Raw genomic sequence first — 15,894 nt, 5'->3', positions numbered from 1 at the left:
CGTCAGGGGCACCGGCCGCCGAAAGCGCTGGTCAGGCGGGTGTCACACGCCCAGCGAGCGCTTCACGAAGTCGACCTGGAGCAGCAGCAGGTTCTCCGCGACCTCCTCCTGCGGGGTCATGTGGGTGACGCCGGACAGCGGCAGCACGGTGTGCGGACGCCCGGCGGCGAGCAGCGCCGAGGACAGCCGCAGGGTGTGCGCGGCCACCACGTTGTCGTCCGCCAGCCCGTGGATGATCATCAGCGGGCGCTCCAGCCCGGCCGCGTACCCGCTCAGCGAGTTGGCGGCGTACACCTCGGGCCGCTCGGCCGGGTCGCCCAGGTAGCGCTCGGTGTAGTGGGTGTCGTACAGCTCCCAGTCGGTCACCGGCGCCCCGGCCACCGCCGCGTGGAAGACGTCCGGGCGGCGCAGCACGGCGAGCGCGGAGAGGTAGCCGCCGTACGACCAGCCGCGGACGGCGACCCGGTCGAGGTCCAGCGGGAACTCCTCGGCGAGCGCCCGCAGCGCCTCCACCTGGTCGTCCAGGGTGGCCCCGGCGAAGTCGAAGGCGATCGACTTCTCCCAGGCCGGCCCGCGCCCGGGGGTGCCGCGCCCGTCGGCGACCACCACCGCGAAGCCCTGGTCGGCGAACCACTGCGAGTTGAGGTGCGGGTTGTGCGCCTGGAGGACGCGCTGGCCGTGCGGGCCGCCGTACGGGTCCATCAGGACGGGCAGCAGGCCGTCCCGCTCGCGGTCGTAGCCGGTGGGCAGGAAGACGGCGGACGGGATGCGGCGCTCGCCGGCGAAGCGGAAGACCGGGCGGGCGGTGATGGCCGGGGTCTCGGCGTACGAGGCGATGGTGGCGACGTCGTCGACCGCCAGGCCCTCCGGCAGGTCCCGGGCGACCGTGACCAGGGTGCCGGGCAGGTCGGGCTCGGCGGTGGCCCGGACGGTGATCCCGCCGCCGTGCACCGCGCTGGTGACGGAGGTGAACGGCCGCCCGTTGGCGGACTCCCAGCCCAGCCGCGTGCCGTCGTGGCTGATCCGGCCGACGCCGATCCAGCCCGGCTCGGGGTCGGCCTCCTCGGCGCCGCCGGCGGCGCTGAAGAACACCTCCCGCTCGGTGACCGCGACGACCGAGCGGACGTGCAGGTCGGCCCCGGTCACGGCGCGGTCGCCGATCACCAGCGCCCGCACTCCCCCCTCGTCGGAGATCCGGACCAGCTTGCCGTCCGGGGTCCAGGCCGGTGCGCCCTGGAACAGCTCCAGCCAGGCGCCGTCCTTCTCCTCGTGCAGCACCTCGGTGGCGCCGGTGGCGGTGTCCAGGCCGAGGATCCGCTGGCCGCGCTGGTCGCGGGTCTGGACCAGGAGCAGCGGCACGCCGCCCTTCGACCAGTGCACCCGGCCCAGGTACGGGTAGGCCTCGCGGTCCCAGACCACCTCGGTGCGCCCGCCGTGCAGGTCGAGCAGCCAGAGCCCGACCTCGGCGTTGGCGCCGCCGGCCGCCGGGTAGGCGACCTCGGCGGGCTCGCGGTCCGGGTTCGCCGGGTCGGCGATCCACCAGCGGCGCACCGGGCTGTCGTCGGCGCGCTCGACCAGCAGCCGGTCGCTCTCCGGGGACCACCAGAAGCCGCGGTCGCGGTCCATCTCCTCCTGGGCGATGAACTCGGCCTGGCCCCAGGTGACGTTCGGGCCGTCCGGCTCGGCGAGCACCCGGTCGCCGCCGCCGTCGGTGCGGGTCAGCCGCAGCTCGCCGGCGGCGTTGGCGTACGCGACGTGGGCGCCGTCCGGGGCCGGGCGCGGGTCCAACAGCGGCCCCTCAGCGGGCAGTTCGGTGGTGGCGCCGGTGCCGAGGTCGGCGGTGAACAGCCGGCCGGAGAGGGCGAAGGCGGCCAGCGCGCCGGCCGCGTCCAGGGCGTAGCCGACGATGCCGGCCGAGCCCTCGCGGCTGCGCTCGCGGCGGGCCTTCTCGGCCGGCGACAGGTCCTCCCCGCCGCCGCCGAGCAGCGCGGCCGGGTCGGCGGCGACCCGCTCCTCGCCGGTGGCGGTGTCGAGGGTCCAGAGCAGGTTGGCCCGGTCGCGGCCCGAGCCGGAGCGGAGGAAGACGACCCGCGAGCCGTCGGGCGCGACGGAGAAGGAGCGGGGCGCGCCGACGGTGTAGCGCAGGGTCCGCGCGTACTGCCGTGGGAAGGTGTCGGCAGGGGTGTGGGAGCTCATGGCACCAGACCTTATGACGCCGGACCACCACCACCGGGCGTGCGCTGATCACTCGTTCGGAGCATCGTCGGCAAGTACGCCCCAAAGGGGTCCAAACCGCCTCCGACCGGCCCATGCGCCCCTCGGATGCCACGATGCCCCGGCGCGCGTGGACTCACCGAGGGTAATGCCACCCTTACCCATCGGGTATGACTTGTCGCGCGAGCGGCCGTCCGGCCCCGTCCCGGACCGCGGCCGCCCGCAGCCCCCAGTCCCGCACCGTCCCTCGCCGCCCTCCCCGGAGGCGGCGTGCCCGAGAAGGGGTGTGAGCCGACATGGCCATGAACATCTCCGCCGCCGTGCTGATGCTGGTCATCGTGGTGATCCTGATCCGCCGGTCCGGCCTGAAGCTGGCGCACGCGATCGTCTGCGCGCTGCTCGGCTTCTACCTGGCCTCCAGCTCGATCGCCCCGTCGATCAGCCAGGTCACCAGCAACCTCGCCGGAATGATCAACGGCCTGAGGCTCTGACCCCCACCGGCCGGTGGTCGGGGCCCGTCGTCGCACTCGCCCCGCAGACGCGAGTTCGACGACAGGCCCTAGGCTTCCTCCCATGACCTCGACCACCGGCCGCCGCCTCCTCCTGGTCCACGCGCACCCCGACGACGAGTCGATCGGCAACGGGGCCACCATGGCCCGGTACGTCGCCGAGGGCGCCCGGGTCACGCTGGTGACCTGCACCCTCGGCGAGGGCGGCGAGGTGATCCCCCCGGAGCTGGCCCACCTGACGGCCGATCGGGACGACACCCTCGGCGCGTACCGGATCGGCGAGCTGACCGAGGCGATGCGCGCCCTCGGCGTGTCCGACTTCCGCTTCCTCGGCGGCCCGGGGCGCTACCGCGACTCCGGGATGATGGGCGTGCCCGAGAACGACGTGCCCGGCTGCTTCTGGCAGGCGGACGTCGACGAGGCGGCCGGCCACCTGGTCGCGGTGGTCCGCGAGGTGCGCCCGCAGGTGCTGGTCACGTACGACCCGGACGGCGGCTACGGGCATCCGGACCACATCCAGGCGCACCGGGTCGCGATGCGCGCGTACGAGCTGGCCGCCGACCCGGCGCACCGGCCGGAGCTGGGCCCGGCCTGGCGGATCGCCAAGGTGTACTGGAACCGGATGCCCTGCTCGGTGATCGAGGCCGGGCTCGCCGAGGCCGCCGCCAAGGCGTCCTTCCCGGGCGTCGCGCAGCCCGCCGACGTCCCCGGCTTGGTCGACGACGAGGTCGTCACCACCGTGCTGGACGGCGCCGCGCAGGCGGGGCGCAAGACCGCCGCGATGACCGCCCACGCCACCCAGATCACCGTGGACGGCGCCTTCTTCGCGCTCTCTAACGACCTGGCCCAGCCGCTGTTCACCACCGAGTACTACCAGCTGGTGCGCGGCCAGGCCGGGCCGGGCGAGCCGGAGGACGACCTGTTCGCCGGCCTCGCGCCCGACGCCGCGCCCGCCGAGGAGGGCACCCGATGAGCAAGCCCGCCGCCCGGCCGACGCGCCGCCCGCTCGCCGCCGCCGTCCTCGGCACCCGCGAGGAGCGGCTGGCCGAGCCCCAGCCCCCGCGCGCCGCCCGGATCGCCGCCTACGCCCTGTTCTTCCTGCTGGGCGTCGCGGTGTCGGTCTGCGGATCCTTTGTGCAGGCCCTGTGGCCGCCGGTGGGGGTCCTGTTGGCGCTCGCCGCGACCGCCGCCACCTTCTACGCCGGCCTGCGGGTCACCGGCACCCGGCTCGGCGCGGGCGCGCCCGCGGCCGGCTGGTTCCTGGCGATGCTGCTGCTGATCGTGCCCCGGCCCGAGGGCGACAACGTGCTGTGGTCCAACGCCACCTCGCTGGCCTGGCTGTTCGCCGGCTCGGTGCTGGGCGTGATCTGCGCCACCCTGCCCACCCGCACCAGCTGGTTCCCGGGGGTGCCCGGCCCCCCGCGCTGACCCGGGTCGTGCACGGCGTACCGTACCGCGTACGACGCGCAGTCAGGAGCGTACGGCCTTACTCTCATACCGGAGGAACCGGACGTATCAGGATCTGTCCGAAGCCGTTCGCCGCTCTGTTCTTCCCAGTATGGTGGTCCCGCAGAACGCCGTACCCGACCGCCGCCCGCCCCCGTCAAGGCCCGGCGACCACGAACCGCGGTCGCGCCGCACGGCCCGCCCGCGAACCCGGAGCAGAGCAGCATTGAGCAGCCGCGAATCTGACAACGCCCACCCGACGCCCCGGCGCACGGGTCCGGACGCCTACCCGTCGGGCACCCCGCCCTACGGCACACCGGGGCTCCCCGGCGGCGACCGGGCGGACGCCGGACCGGGCGCCGCGTCGGGCGGCGAGGACGACGGTCCGAAGACCGAGACCACCCTGACCACCCGGGTCCGGATCAACATCCCCGGCTCGCGTCCGATCCCGCCGGTCGTCGTCCGCAGCGCCGTCAAGAACGAGGACGGCCCCGGCGATGACGCCCCGGCGGCCGCCGCCGAACCGGGCAGCCCGCGGCACCGTTCCGCGCCGACCTCGCCCGTCCTCGGCGTGATGGAGGACGGCGGCCGCCAGGCCGCCCCGCCGAACCTGCCGCCGGAGTGGCAGATCCCGCCGATCCCGCCGGCCACCTCCGAGTCGGAGTCCACCGGCGCCTGGTTCCGGCCGCGTCAGAAGAAGGCCCCGGTCGCCGAGCCCGCCCCGGCCGCCGTGCCCGCCGCCGTGCCGGCCGGTGCCGCCGGAGCGGCGGAGGCCCTGGCCGTGCCGGGCGCCGTCGCCGAGCCGCGCCCGCAGGGTGCCCAGCCGACGGCGGGCCAGGCCGCCCGCGCCAACGGCGCCCCGAACGGCCGCCCGGTGCCCGCCCAGGGCAAGCAGCCGCGCCCGGCCGCGCCCGCCGCGCCGTTCCAGGCCGAGGCCCCGGTGGAGGAGCCCGGCGTGTACGAGGCCGCCGACCCCTTCACGCCGGTCGCCGACCCGTTCGTACCGGTCGCCGATCCCTTCGCCCCGGTCGCCGACCCGTTCGGCACCTCCGTCCCCGACGCCGGCCCGCAGGGCGGCCTCCCCCGACGGGGCGGCGGGCAGCGGAACCGTCAGCAGCCGGGCGGGCAGCAGCTCGACGACCGGGCGGGCGGCCCGCGCCGGTCCGGCCCGCGCAACGACTTCCAGGCGAACGGCCACCCGGCCCCCGCACCGCACCCGCAGGCCGGGCCGGCCGCCGAGCCGGGCCCGGAGGACACCTCGGTCGACGGCTTCGCGCCGATCCGCGACAACACCCCGCCGCCCGCCGCGATACCCGGCCTGCCCCGGAACGGCGCCCCGCACGGCGCCGACGGCCGTCCGCAGCCGGGCCTGTTCGCCTCGGCCCCGACCGGCACCGACCCGTTCGCCGCCCAGCGCCCGGCCGGTCCCGGCCAGGACGCCCCCGCCACCCCGGCGGGCCCCGGCGCCCTCTTCCCGGGCGCTCCCGGCGCCGCCCCGCAGCCCGGCGACCCGGAGGCCACCACGGTCACCCCGCTGCCGGCCCCGGCCCCCGGCCCCCGGCCCGAGGCCGCCACGGACACCAAGGGCGGCAAGGGCAAGGGCGGCAAGGGCACCAAGGACGCCAAGGGCGACAAAGCCGCCCCCGCTCCGGCCCCCGCCAAGGCGAAGGCCGAGCCCGCCGCCCCCGCCAAGGCCAAGCGCGGCGGAGCCGGCAAGAAGCTGGTCAAGCTGGGCGTCTACGGCGGCGTCGCGGTGCTGTTCCTCGGCGCGGCCGCGTACGGCACCGGCCTGATGCTCAACCAGTCCGACGTCCCCAAGGGCACCGTGGTGCTCGGCGCCGAGATCGGCGGCAGCAGCCGCGACCAGGCGATCCACCAGCTGGACGAGTCGGTCGGCAAGGCCGGCCAGCAGCCGATCAAGCTGAAGATCGGCGACCAGGCCGTGGACCTCGACCCGGCGGTCGCCGGGCTGAGCTTCGACACCACCGCCACCGTGGACGGCCTGGCCCAGCACAGCTACAACCCGGTCGACGTCATCAAGTCGCTCCAGGGCGGCACCAAGGCCGTGGCCCCGGAGGTCAAGGTCGACAAGGCCAAGCTCCGGGCCGCCCTGGACACCCTCGCGGCCGGCTCCGGCCAGGGCCTCCAGGAGGGCTACATCAAGTTCGGCGACGTCAACGGCGAGCCGATCGTCGTGCCCGGCCGGGCCGGGCAGGCGGTGGACTCGGCGAGCGCCCTGGACGCGATCGAGCAGGCCTACCGCGCCCGCGCCGACGGCAAGCCCGACCAGCCGATCGCCCTCGCCGTCACGGCCGCCCAGCCGAAGATCTCCACCCAGGCCCTCCAGGCCGCCGCCGACAGCCTCGGCAAGCAGATCGCCGCGGGCAAGGTGCACGTCGTGGCCGGCGCCAAGACCTGGGACTTCGGCCCCAAGACCGCGGCCAAGGCGCTCACGCTCGTCCCGGACGCCTCCGGCAAGATCGTGCCCAAGTGGGACCTCGACGCGCTCGCCGCCCAGCTGGGCACCGCGTTCGACAAGGTGAAGGTCAAGAAGAACGGCCAGGTCGCCGCGATCACCCCGCAGGACGTCGCGGACGGCATCACCTCGGTGTTCGACAAGACCGGCGACAAGGACCGCACCTTCAAGTTCGTGGTCTGACCCGTCCGCGGTCGGACACCCGCACGGTCGGGCGCGTCCGTTCCCGACGAACCCGCGCCCACGAGGGGCGGGCCCGCATCCGGGCCCGCCCCTCGACAACGCCCCCTCCCGGTCAGCAAGATGTGACGCCACACCATCCGCCACATCCACCCCCGGGAGCACGCCGATGCACCGCCGCCTCCAGCGCCACGGGACGGCCCTGCTCGCCGGTCTCACCGCCCTCACGCTCTCCCTGGCGCTCTGCTCCTGCACCGCCGGCCAGGGCGGCGGCGACGCCCTGCCGTCCGGCCCCGCCTCGCCCAAGCTGACCGCGATCGACATCAACCCGCACGACCGGGCCCAGCTGCGCCAGGGCGGCACCCTGAACCTGGCGATCGCCCAGTTCTCCCGCCAGTGGTCGCCGATCCACGCCGACGGCAGCGAGTCCTCGACCGTCATGGTCAGCAAGCCGCTGCTGCCGACCTTCTTCCGCTCGGACGCCGCCGGCACCCAGACCCCCAACCCCGCCTACCTCCAGGAGGCGCACGCCGAGCTCAGGGACGGCCGGCAGGTGGTCACCTGGACGCTCAACCCGAAGGCCCACTGGTCCGACGGCACCCCGATCACCTGGCGCGACATCGAGGCCAACTGGCGCGCCCTGAACGGGAAGGACCCGGCCTACAAGGCCTCCAGCAGCACCGGCTTCGAGTTGGTCTCCGCGGTCGAGCGCGGCAAGGACGACTACCAGGCCGTGATGACCTTCGACCGCCCGTTCTCCGAGTGGCAGTCGATGTTCAACAGCGCCGGCAACGCCCCGCTGCTGCCCGCCGGCAGGATCTCCACCCCGGAGCTGTTCAACAGCTCCTACCTGGACGGGTTCCCGGTCAGCGCCGGCCCGTTCAAGGTCGAGCGGCTGGACCGCGCCACCCAGACCGTCACGCTGGTCGCCGACCCCTCCTGGTGGGGCGACAAGCCCGCGCTGGACCGGATCGTCTTCCACGCCATGCTGCCCGACGCGATGCCCGCCGCCTTCGCCCAGGGCCGGATCGACCTCGTCAACAACGGCCCGGACGTGGCCGGTTACCAGGTCATCAGGAACACCAAGGGCGCCGTGGTGCGCCGGGCCGGCGGCCCGGACTTCCGCCAGCTCACCCTGAACGCCCGCACCCCCGCGCTCGGCGACGCGACCGTGCGCCAGGCCGTCTTCCAGGCGATCAACCGGGACGTGGTGATCCGCGCCGACCTCAACGGCCTGGACTGGCCCGCCGTCCCGCTCAACAACCACCTGCTGGTCACCAACCAGAACGGCTACCGCGACAACTCCCTGGGCCTGGCCCGCTACGACCCCGCCGAGGCCGCCCGCAAGCTGGACGCGGCCGGCTGGAAGCTGGAGGGCGACGTACGGAAGAAGGACGGCCGCGAGCTGAACCTGCGGATGGTCGTCCCGGCCGGCGTCACCCCGGCCCAGAGCGAGGCCGCCAACGCCACCGCCATGCTCAAGGACGTCGGCATCAAGGTGACCACGGTGACCGCCCCCGCCAACGAGTTCTTCGACCGGTACGTCAACCGCGACGACTTCGACATCGCCGCCTACTCGCTGATCGGCACGCCCTTCCCGGCCAGCGGCAACCGCGCCAACTTCGTCCAGAGCGGCGGCACCAACCACGTCGGCGCGGGCAGCCCGGCGGTGGACGCCGCACTCGACCGGGCCGCCGCCGCGGCCGACGCGGGCACCGCCTCCGAGGCGATCAACCAGGCCGACGGCGAGCTCTGGAAGGTGGCCGGCGTCCTGCCGCTCTACCAGCGCCCCCAGCTGTACGGGGCCCGCGCCGACCTCGCCAACATCGGCGCGCAGGGCCTGTCCGACATCGTCTGGGAGAACGTCGGCTTCGTGAAGTAGCGGTCGGACGGGGCTCAGCCGTGCAGCGTCTCGCGCCAGTAGTGGCAGGCGCTGCGGCGGCCCGCCAGCTCCGTCCCGTACTCGCTGGTGACCGGCGTCAGCGCCGGCAGTTCGGTGCGGCAGCGGTCCTGCGCCCGGTCGCAGCGCGGGTTGAAGGCGCAGCCCTCCGGCAGGCTCAGCAGGCTCGGCGGCAGCCCCTTGATGGCGTGCAGGTTCTGGCCCTTCTGGTCGAGCCGGGGGATCGAGTCCAGCAGGCCCCTGGTGTACGGGTGCGCGGGTCGGGCGTACAGCTCGTGCACCGGGGCGGTCTCCACGATCCGGCCCGCGTACATCACCGCGATCTTGTCCGCAACGTCCGCCACCACACCCAGGTCGTGGGTGATCAGGATCAACCCCATGTTGTACTCGGCCTGCAACTCGGCCAACAGGTCCATCACCTGCGCCTGCACCGTCACGTCCAGCGCCGTGGTCGGCTCGTCCGCGATGATCAGGTCCGGCTCCAACGCCAGCGCCATCGCGATCATGATCCGCTGCCGCATCCCGCCGGAGAACTGGTGCGGGAAGTCGCCGACGCGCTGCCGGGCGGCCGGGATGCGCACCCGGTCCATCAGCTCGACGGCCTTCTCCTTCGCCTCCTTGCGGGACACCCCCCGGTGCGCCCGGAACATCTCCCCGAGCTGGTAGCCCACGCTGAGCACCGGGTTCAACGCGGACAGCGCGTCCTGGAAGATCATCGCGATGTGCCCGCCCCGGATGGACCGCCGGGCGGCCGTGCCCATGGTCAGCAGGTCCTCGCCGCGGAACAGGATCCGCCCCGCGGTGATCCGCCCCGGCGGCATGTCCAGGATGCCCATGACCGCCTGCGCCGTCACCGACTTGCCCGAGCCCGACTCCCCCAGCACCGCCAGCGTCTCCCCCGCCGCGACGGAGTAGCTCACCCCGTTCACCGCCCGGGCGACCCCGTCCCGGGTGTGGAACTCCACGTGCAGGTCGTCGACCTCCAGCAGCGGCGTCCCGGGCTCCACGCTCCCCCGGCCACCGCCGATCACCTCCACCGCGTCCATCAGAGCCGCCCTCCTCAGCACCGCGGCACCCACCGCTGGGCGCAGAGCAACTATCAAGGACGGGAGGGCACTTGGCGAGCCCGCGGCAGATCTCTTTTCCGTCACGGGAAAGGGCGCGCCCCCACCTGCGAGGACGCGCCCTGATAAGGAACCCACGTCAGCCGGACTCCCGCTCGACACCCCGCTCCGCCGCGAAGTGGCACGCCGAGTCGTGCCGCGCCGCGTCGCCCAGCCAGGACGGCGCGACCAGCAGCGGCTCCTCGACCTCGCACCGCTGCTGCGCCTTCCAGCAGCGGGTGCGGAAGCGGCAGCCGGACGGCGGGTTGGCCGGCGAGGGCACGTCGCCGGTGAGCACGATCCGGTCCCGCGTCTCGCGCGCCGTCGGGTCCGGCACCGGCACCGCCGAGAGCAGCGCCTGGGTGTACGGGTGGGTCGCGTGGTCGTAGATCTCCGCGTCGCTGCCGATCTCGACCAGCTTCCCCAGGTACATCACCCCGACCCGGTCCGAGATGTGCCGGACGATCGAGAGGTCGTGCGCGATGAACATGTACGACAGGTTGAAGTCGCCCTGCAGCTGCTCCAGCAGGTTGATCACCTGCGCCTGCACCGAGACGTCCAGCGCCGAGACCGGCTCGTCACAGATGATGACCTCCGGCTTGAGCGCCAACCCCCGTGCGATGCCGATGCGTTGGCGCTGTCCGCCGGAGAACTGGTGCGGGTACCGGTTGATGTACTCGGGGTTGAGCCCGACCACGTCCAACAGGTCCTGGACGGCCTTGCGGCGGTCCCCCCTCGGCGCCACCTCGGGGTGGATCTCGAACGGCTCGCCGATGATGTCGCCGACCGTCATGCGCGGGTTGAGCGAGGTGTACGGGTCCTGGAACACCATCTGGATGTTCCGCCGGACGGCCTTCAGCCCCGCCCCGGAGAGCCGGGAGATCTCCTCCCCCTTGTAGCGGACCGATCCCGAGGTGGCCGGCTCCAGGTTCATCAGCACCTTGGCCAGCGTGGACTTCCCGCAGCCGGACTCGCCGACGATGCCGAGCGTCTCCCCGTGCATCAGGTCGAAGGTGACCCCGTCGACAGCCTTCACCGCCCCGACCTGCCGCCGGAGGAGGACGCCCTTGGTGAGCGGGAAGTGCTTGACCAGGTCCCGGACTTCGAGGATCGGCTCGCCGCGCGGCACCTCCCGCACGACGGCGACCTCCTCCGGCACCACCGCGCCCAGTGCGCTGGCCCCGTTAACGGTCATGGAGGGTCTCCTTCCAGAAGAAGCAGGCGCTGCCGCGCCCCTCCAACGGCGTCCCGTCCTCCTCGGCGACCGGGAACAGCTCCGGCACCTCGGCCCGGCAGACGTCCCGGGCCCGCGGGCAGCGCGGGTTGAAGGCGCAGCCCGGGGGGATGCGCAGCAGGTTGGGCGGCAGGCCCTTGATCGCGTAGAGCTCCTGGCCCTTCTGGTCGAGCCGGGGGATCGAGTCCAGCAGGCCCCTGGTGTACGGGTGCGCGGGCCGGGCGTACAGCTCGTGCACCGGGGCGGTCTCCACGATCCGGCCCGCGTACATCACCGCGATCTTGTCCGCGACGTCCGCCACCACACCCAGGTCGTGGGTGATCAGGATCAGCCCCATGTTGTACTCGGCCTGCAACTCGGCCAGCAGGTCCATCACCTGCGCCTGCACGGTCACGTCCAGCGCCGTGGTCGGCTCGTCCGCGATGATCAGGTCCGGCTCCAACGCCAGCGCCATCGCGATCATGATCCGCTGCCGCATGCCCCCGGAGAACTGGTGCGGGTAGTCGTTCACCCGCTCCTTGGCGGCCGGGATGCGCACCCGGTCCATCAGCTCGACGGCCTTCTCCTTCGCCTCCTTGCGGGACACCCCCCGGTGCGCCCGGAACATCTCCCCGAGCTGGTAGCCCACGCTGAGCACCGGGTTCAGCGCGGACAGCGCATCCTGGAAGATCATCGCGATCTTCTGGCCGCGGATCCGCCGCCGTTCCTCCTTGCCCATCCTGAGCATGTCCTGGCCCCGGTAGAGGATCTCGCCGCGCGGGATCCGGGCCGGCGGCATGTCCAGGATGCCCATGACCGCCTGCGCCGTCACCGACTTGCCCGAGCCCGACTCCCCCAGCACCGCCAGCGTCTCCCCCGCCGCGACGGAGTAGCTCACCCCGTTCACCGCCCGGGCGACCCCGTCCCGGGTGGCGAACTCCACGTGCAGGTCCCGGACGTCGAGCAGCGGCCCCTGGTACGGCGCCTTCCGCTCGCGCCCGGCGGTGTCCATCGCTGTACTCACGATGCGCTCCCCTCGCTCAGCGAAGCTTCGGATCGAGGGCGTCGCGCACCGCGTCGCCCAGCATGATGAAGGCCAGCACGGTGATCGAGAGCGCCACGGCCGGGAAGAACAGCACGTACGGCGCCGTCCGGATCACCTTCTGGGCGGAGGAGATGTCGATGCCCCAGGAGATGGTCGGGTCCTGCAGGCCGATCCCGAGGAAGCTCAGCGTCGCCTCGGTGGCGATGTAGCCGCCGAGCGCGATCGTCGCCACCACGATCACCGGGGCGATCGCGTTCGGCAGGATGTGCCGGAACATCAGCCGGCCCGTCCCGGCGCCGAGCGCCCGGCCGGCCACCACGTAGTCGGACTGCTTGACGGTCAGCACCGCCCCGCGCATCACGCGGGCGATCTGGGTCCAACCGAGCACGCCCAGCGCGATGACCACGCTCCACACCGTGCGGGTGGCGAAGGCGTTCAGCAGCACCAGCGCGCCGAGCAGCAGCGGGATGCCGAAGAAGATGTCGGTGATCCGGGAGAGCAGCGCGTCGACCCAGCCGCCGAAGAAGCCGGCCACCATCCCGGTCAGCCCGCCGAGCAGGGTGACGGCGGCGGTCACGAAGATGCCGACGGTGATCGAGGCGCGGGCGCCGTACACCACCCGGGCGAAGATGGACCGGCCCTGGGCGTCGTACCCGAACCAGCCGGCCCCGAAGACGTCGCCCCAGTTCGGCCGCCTGAGGTAGTCGTTCACCAGGTCGGCCTTGCGCGGGTCCGCGGAGGTGAACGCCCAGGGGAAGACCGCCATCACCACCAGCAGCAGGATCAGCACCGCCGAGACCAGGAAGATCGGCCGCCGGCGCAGGTCCCGCCAGGCGTCGGCCCACAGGCTGCGGGCCTCCTCCCGCTTCACCACGTCCGGTTCGACTAACGTCTCCTGCTCGACCGCCATGCCCTGCTCGCCCGCGTAGTCGAGGCGCGAGACCCCGGGCTTGGGGTGCGGCTCGTACGAGTCCTCGTCGTGGATGTCAGGCATAGCGGATCCTCGGGTCCAGGACCGCGTAGAGCAGGTCGACGAGCAGGCTGGCGACCAGGTAGATGATCACCAGGACGGTCACGATGCCGACCACGGTGGGGCCCTCCTTCTGGTTGACCGCCCGGTACAGGACGTTGCCGATGCCCTGCACGTTGAAGACGCCCTCGGTGACGATCGCCCCGCCCATCAGCGCGCCGAGGTCGGTGCCGAGGAAGGTGATCACCGGGATCAGCGAGTTGCGCAGCAGGTGGCGGGAGATGATGGTGCGCCGGGGCAGGCCCTTGGCGACCGCGGTGCGCATGTAGTCGGCCCGCAGGTTCTCGCCGATCGACGTCCGGGTGAGCCGGGCCACGTACGCGAGCGAGAGCGAGCCCAGGACGACGGCCGGCAGCACCAGTTGGGTCAGGTCGTAGCTGTCCTGCACCGTCGGGGTGACCCAGCCCAGGTTGGTGGCGAACACCGTCTGGGCGATGTAGGCCAGCACGAAGACCGGGATCGAGATCACCACCAGGGTGAAGATCAGCACCAGGGTGTCCGCGACGCTGCCGCGCCGCAGGCCGGAGAGCAGGCCGAGGGCCAGGCCCGCGACGATCTCGAAGACGAAGGCCATCAGGGCGAGCCGGATGGTGACCGGGAAGGCGTCCGCCATGATGTCGGCGACCGGGCGGCCGGTGAAGCTGGTGCCGAAGTCCCCCTGGAAGAGGTTCCCCATGTAGTGCAGGTACTGCTTCCAGAGCGGCTGGTCCAGGTAGTAGGTGTGCTTGATGCTGGCGACCACGGCCGGGTCGGCGGCCTTCTCCCCGAACAGCGCCGCCACCGGGTCGCCGGGCAGCGTGTAGACCATCAGGAAGATCAGCAGCGTGGTGCCGAAGAACACCGGGATCATCTGCAGCACCCGCCGCAGCACGTAACTGCCCATCCGAGCCTCCTTCCTAGGTGTCCGACTGGGTGCCCGGCCGACCGGACCGGTCGGCCGAGAGACCGCGCCCCGCCCTCCGTGCGGGGAGGGCGGGGCCGGCGCGAGGGCGCGGGGCTCAGCCCTTGACCTCGACCTGGGTCCAGGCCGGGTTCCCGAAGGAGTCGAACTTCACGTTCTGCACCTTGGTCGAGTAGCCCGAGTTGGTGCGGTAGTACCAGAGCGGGATGGCGGGCATCCCGCTCGGCAGCACCGCCTCGGCCTGCTGGTAGCCGGTCACCGTGTCGGCGACGCTGGCGGCCTCGTCGGCCTTGGTGGCCGCGTCGTCGAACTGCGGGTTGCTGTAGCCGAAGTCGTTGGAGGCGGCACCGGTGCGGTAGACGTCGGCCAGGAAGTTGGCGTTCAGCGGGTAGTCCTGCACCCAGCCGGTGCGGAAGGCGCCGTTGAGGGTGTGCCCGGTGATCGCGGCCCGCGCGGTCTTGAAGTCGGGCTTCGGGTCGCCCAGGCAGTCGACCCCGGTGTTCTGCCGGATCGAGTTGCAGACCGCGTCGACCCACTCCTTGTGGCCGCCGTCCGCGTTGTAGGTGATCAGCAGCTTGTTGCCGGGGACGCCGCCGCCCTCCTGGATCAGCTGCTTGGCCTTGGCCGCGTCGAACGTGCAGAACTCGCCGCAGGCGCCGTCCTTGTAACCCTCGACGCCCTCGGCCACCCAGGCGGTGGCGGGCTTGCGGGAGCCCTGGAGCACCGTCTTGGTGATGGTCGCGCGGTCGATCGCCATCGACAGGCCCTGGCGCACCTTCGCCTTGTCCGGCGACGCCCAGTCGGCCTGGTAGAGCGTGAAGCCGATGTTCTGGATGGCGCCCTGCGGCGCGTCCACCGCCCGGTCCCCGAGGTCGCTCTTGTACGTGGCCAGCGCGGACGGCGGCACCTGGTCCATCACGTCCAGGTTGTTGGACTGGAGGTCGGCGTAGGCGGCCTCGGACGTGGTGTACATCTTGAAGACGATGCCGCCGTTCTTCGGCTTGTCCACGCCCTGGTAGTCCGGGAAGGCCTTGGTCACCACGTTGCTGTTGTGCGACCAGCTGACGAACTGGTACGGGCCGTTGCCCACCGGCTTCTGCCCGTACCCGGCCGGGTCCTTGAAGAATCCCTCGGGCAGCGGCGAGAAGGCGATGTAGCCGAGCTTGTACTCGAAGTACGAGACCTTGTGGCTCAGCTTGACGGTGAAGTGCAGCTCGTCGGTGACGGTCAGCCCGGACATCTTGTCCGCGGTGGGCTGGCCGGAGGTCGGGTGGACGTCCTGGTAGCCCTCGATGTCGGAGAACCAGGAGCTGTTGATCTGGTTGTTGGCGGGGCCGGCGCCCCAGTTCCAGGCGTCGACGAAGTTCTGGGCGTGCACCGGGGTGCCGTCGTGGAACTTCCAGCCGTCCTTCAGCGTGATGTCGAAGGTCTGCGAGTCGCTGGTGTCGATCTTGTCGGCGACCTGCATCCGGATCCTGGCGTTGCTCGGGTCGTAGTCGACCAGCCCCTTGAAGAGGTTCTGGATGATGCGACCGCCGCCGACCTCGTTCGCGTTGGCGGGCTGCAGCGGGTTCTGCGGCTCGTTGCTCTGGTAGCTGAAGGTCTTGCCGGCGTCCGACGAACCGCTGCCTCCTCCGCCGCTACTGCTGCTGCAGCCGGTGGCCACCAGGGCCACGGAGGTCGCAGCGGCGAGGACCCAACGAGCACGGGCGGCTACGGGCATGGAGGTCCCTCCTCAGGGTGTGTTTCGCATCACACCCCATGAGAAGCGCGCCCCGGCGACGGCGCGCGTCAGGTGCACCCGGACGGGTGCGGTGACCCCCTGCCGAGTTGACGCGGCGCCGAACCGGTCGACGGAACGCCGGAAGGGCCCGCGG

The 15,894-nt window shown here is 72.7% G+C and carries 12 protein-coding genes; 5 read left to right on the top strand and 7 right to left on the bottom strand.

Translation table 11 applies throughout. From position 1 onward, the window contains the following. Positions 1 to 42: 42 nt before the first annotated feature. A complete protein-coding gene (locus tag ACFU6K_RS10405; protein WP_380662145.1) occupies positions 43 to 2,196 on the bottom strand; it encodes a prolyl oligopeptidase family serine peptidase in 2,154 nt (717 codons plus the stop codon). Between the two features lie 314 nt (positions 2,197 to 2,510). Here ACFU6K_RS10405 and ACFU6K_RS10400 point away from each other — a divergent pair, with 314 nt between their 5' ends. From ACFU6K_RS10400 to ACFU6K_RS10380, 5 genes are all read left to right on the top strand, one after another. Further along, a complete protein-coding gene (locus ACFU6K_RS10400) occupies positions 2,511 to 2,705 on the top strand; it encodes a DUF2304 family protein (protein ID WP_049658010.1) in 195 nt (64 codons plus the stop codon). An 82-nt stretch (positions 2,706 to 2,787) separates the two neighbouring features. Next, positions 2,788 to 3,696 carry an N-acetyl-1-D-myo-inositol-2-amino-2-deoxy-alpha-D-glucopyranoside deacetylase gene (mshB, locus tag ACFU6K_RS10395; protein WP_380662144.1) on the top strand — a complete coding sequence of 303 codons (909 nt, stop codon included), beginning with the start codon at positions 2,788 to 2,790 and terminating at the stop codon, positions 3,694 to 3,696. Then, a complete protein-coding gene (locus tag ACFU6K_RS10390; RefSeq protein ID WP_380662143.1) occupies positions 3,693 to 4,151 on the top strand; it encodes a DUF6113 family protein in 459 nt (152 codons plus the stop codon). The genes mshB and ACFU6K_RS10390 overlap by 4 nt, the downstream gene beginning before the upstream one ends. A gap of 244 nt (positions 4,152 to 4,395) precedes the next feature. Next, positions 4,396 to 6,828 carry a peptidoglycan binding domain-containing protein gene (locus ACFU6K_RS10385; protein ID WP_380662142.1) on the top strand — a complete coding sequence of 811 codons (2,433 nt, stop codon included), beginning with the start codon at positions 4,396 to 4,398 and terminating at the stop codon, positions 6,826 to 6,828. 166 nt (positions 6,829 to 6,994) lie between these two features. Further along, positions 6,995 to 8,707, top strand: coding sequence for an ABC transporter family substrate-binding protein (locus ACFU6K_RS10380; RefSeq protein ID WP_380662141.1), 1,713 nt, complete (start codon positions 6,995 to 6,997; stop codon positions 8,705 to 8,707). A 14-nt stretch (positions 8,708 to 8,721) separates the two neighbouring features. Here ACFU6K_RS10380 and ACFU6K_RS10375 read toward each other — a convergent pair whose 3' ends face one another. From ACFU6K_RS10375 to ACFU6K_RS10350, 6 genes are all read right to left on the bottom strand, one after another. Further along, a complete protein-coding gene (locus tag ACFU6K_RS10375; protein WP_380662140.1) occupies positions 8,722 to 9,771 on the bottom strand; it encodes an ABC transporter ATP-binding protein in 1,050 nt (349 codons plus the stop codon). A 157-nt stretch (positions 9,772 to 9,928) separates the two neighbouring features. After that, positions 9,929 to 11,023 (bottom strand): ABC transporter ATP-binding protein, encoded by a 1,095-nt coding sequence (locus ACFU6K_RS10370; RefSeq protein ID WP_380662139.1) that lies wholly within the window; start codon positions 11,021 to 11,023, stop codon positions 9,929 to 9,931. Beyond that, on the bottom strand, positions 11,013 to 12,053 hold the full coding sequence (locus tag ACFU6K_RS10365; RefSeq protein ID WP_380662147.1) for an ABC transporter ATP-binding protein: 1,041 nt from the start codon (positions 12,051 to 12,053) through the stop codon (positions 11,013 to 11,015). Before ACFU6K_RS10365 ends, ACFU6K_RS10370 begins: the two co-directional genes overlap by 11 nt. A 28-nt stretch (positions 12,054 to 12,081) precedes the next feature. Continuing rightward, entirely contained in the window at positions 12,082 to 12,996 is a 915-nt protein-coding gene (locus ACFU6K_RS10360) for an ABC transporter permease (RefSeq protein WP_380662146.1), read from the bottom strand. Positions 12,997 to 13,072: 76 nt separating this feature from the next. Continuing rightward, the gene (locus ACFU6K_RS10355) at positions 13,073 to 13,999 is read right to left on the bottom strand and encodes an ABC transporter permease (RefSeq protein WP_380662138.1); all 927 of its coding nucleotides are present in this window, start codon (positions 13,997 to 13,999) and stop codon (positions 13,073 to 13,075) included. A 115-nt stretch (positions 14,000 to 14,114) separates the two neighbouring features. After that, the gene (locus ACFU6K_RS10350) at positions 14,115 to 15,740 is read right to left on the bottom strand and encodes an ABC transporter substrate-binding protein (RefSeq protein ID WP_380662137.1); all 1,626 of its coding nucleotides are present in this window, start codon (positions 15,738 to 15,740) and stop codon (positions 14,115 to 14,117) included. Positions 15,741 to 15,894 lie beyond the last annotated feature (154 nt).

The sequence above is a fragment of the Kitasatospora sp. NPDC057512 genome (assembly GCF_042802135.1).
GTDB lineage: Bacteria > Actinomycetota > Actinomycetes > Streptomycetales > Streptomycetaceae > Kitasatospora.
Note: the sequence above shows the minus strand (reverse complement) of the source record. Positions and strands in the feature narration are given on the sequence as shown.

What these genes read in the sequence shown, in the direction of transcription:
- ACFU6K_RS10355 (WP_380662138.1), bottom strand. Translation starts at nt 13,999, where the DNA reads ATGGGCAGTTACGTGCTGCGGCGGGTGCTGCAGATGATCCCGGTGTTC.
- ACFU6K_RS10405 (WP_380662145.1), bottom strand. Translation starts at nt 2,196, where the DNA reads ATGAGCTCCCACACCCCTGCCGACACCTTCCCACGGCAGTACGCGCGG.
- ACFU6K_RS10390 (WP_380662143.1), top strand. Translation starts at nt 3,693, where the DNA reads ATGAGCAAGCCCGCCGCCCGGCCGACGCGCCGCCCGCTCGCCGCCGCC.
- ACFU6K_RS10380 (WP_380662141.1), top strand. Translation starts at nt 6,995, where the DNA reads ATGCACCGCCGCCTCCAGCGCCACGGGACGGCCCTGCTCGCCGGTCTC.
- ACFU6K_RS10370 (WP_380662139.1), bottom strand. Translation starts at nt 11,023, where the DNA reads ATGACCGTTAACGGGGCCAGCGCACTGGGCGCGGTGGTGCCGGAGGAG.
- ACFU6K_RS10350 (WP_380662137.1), bottom strand. Translation starts at nt 15,740, where the DNA reads ATGCCCGTAGCCGCCCGTGCTCGTTGGGTCCTCGCCGCTGCGACCTCC.
- ACFU6K_RS10400 (WP_049658010.1), top strand. Translation starts at nt 2,511, where the DNA reads ATGGCCATGAACATCTCCGCCGCCGTGCTGATGCTGGTCATCGTGGTG.
- ACFU6K_RS10375 (WP_380662140.1), bottom strand. Translation starts at nt 9,771, where the DNA reads ATGGACGCGGTGGAGGTGATCGGCGGTGGCCGGGGGAGCGTGGAGCCC.
- ACFU6K_RS10360 (WP_380662146.1), bottom strand. Translation starts at nt 12,996, where the DNA reads ATGGCGGTCGAGCAGGAGACGTTAGTCGAACCGGACGTGGTGAAGCGG.
- ACFU6K_RS10365 (WP_380662147.1), bottom strand. Translation starts at nt 12,053, where the DNA reads ATGGACACCGCCGGGCGCGAGCGGAAGGCGCCGTACCAGGGGCCGCTG.
- mshB (WP_380662144.1), top strand. Translation starts at nt 2,788, where the DNA reads ATGACCTCGACCACCGGCCGCCGCCTCCTCCTGGTCCACGCGCACCCC.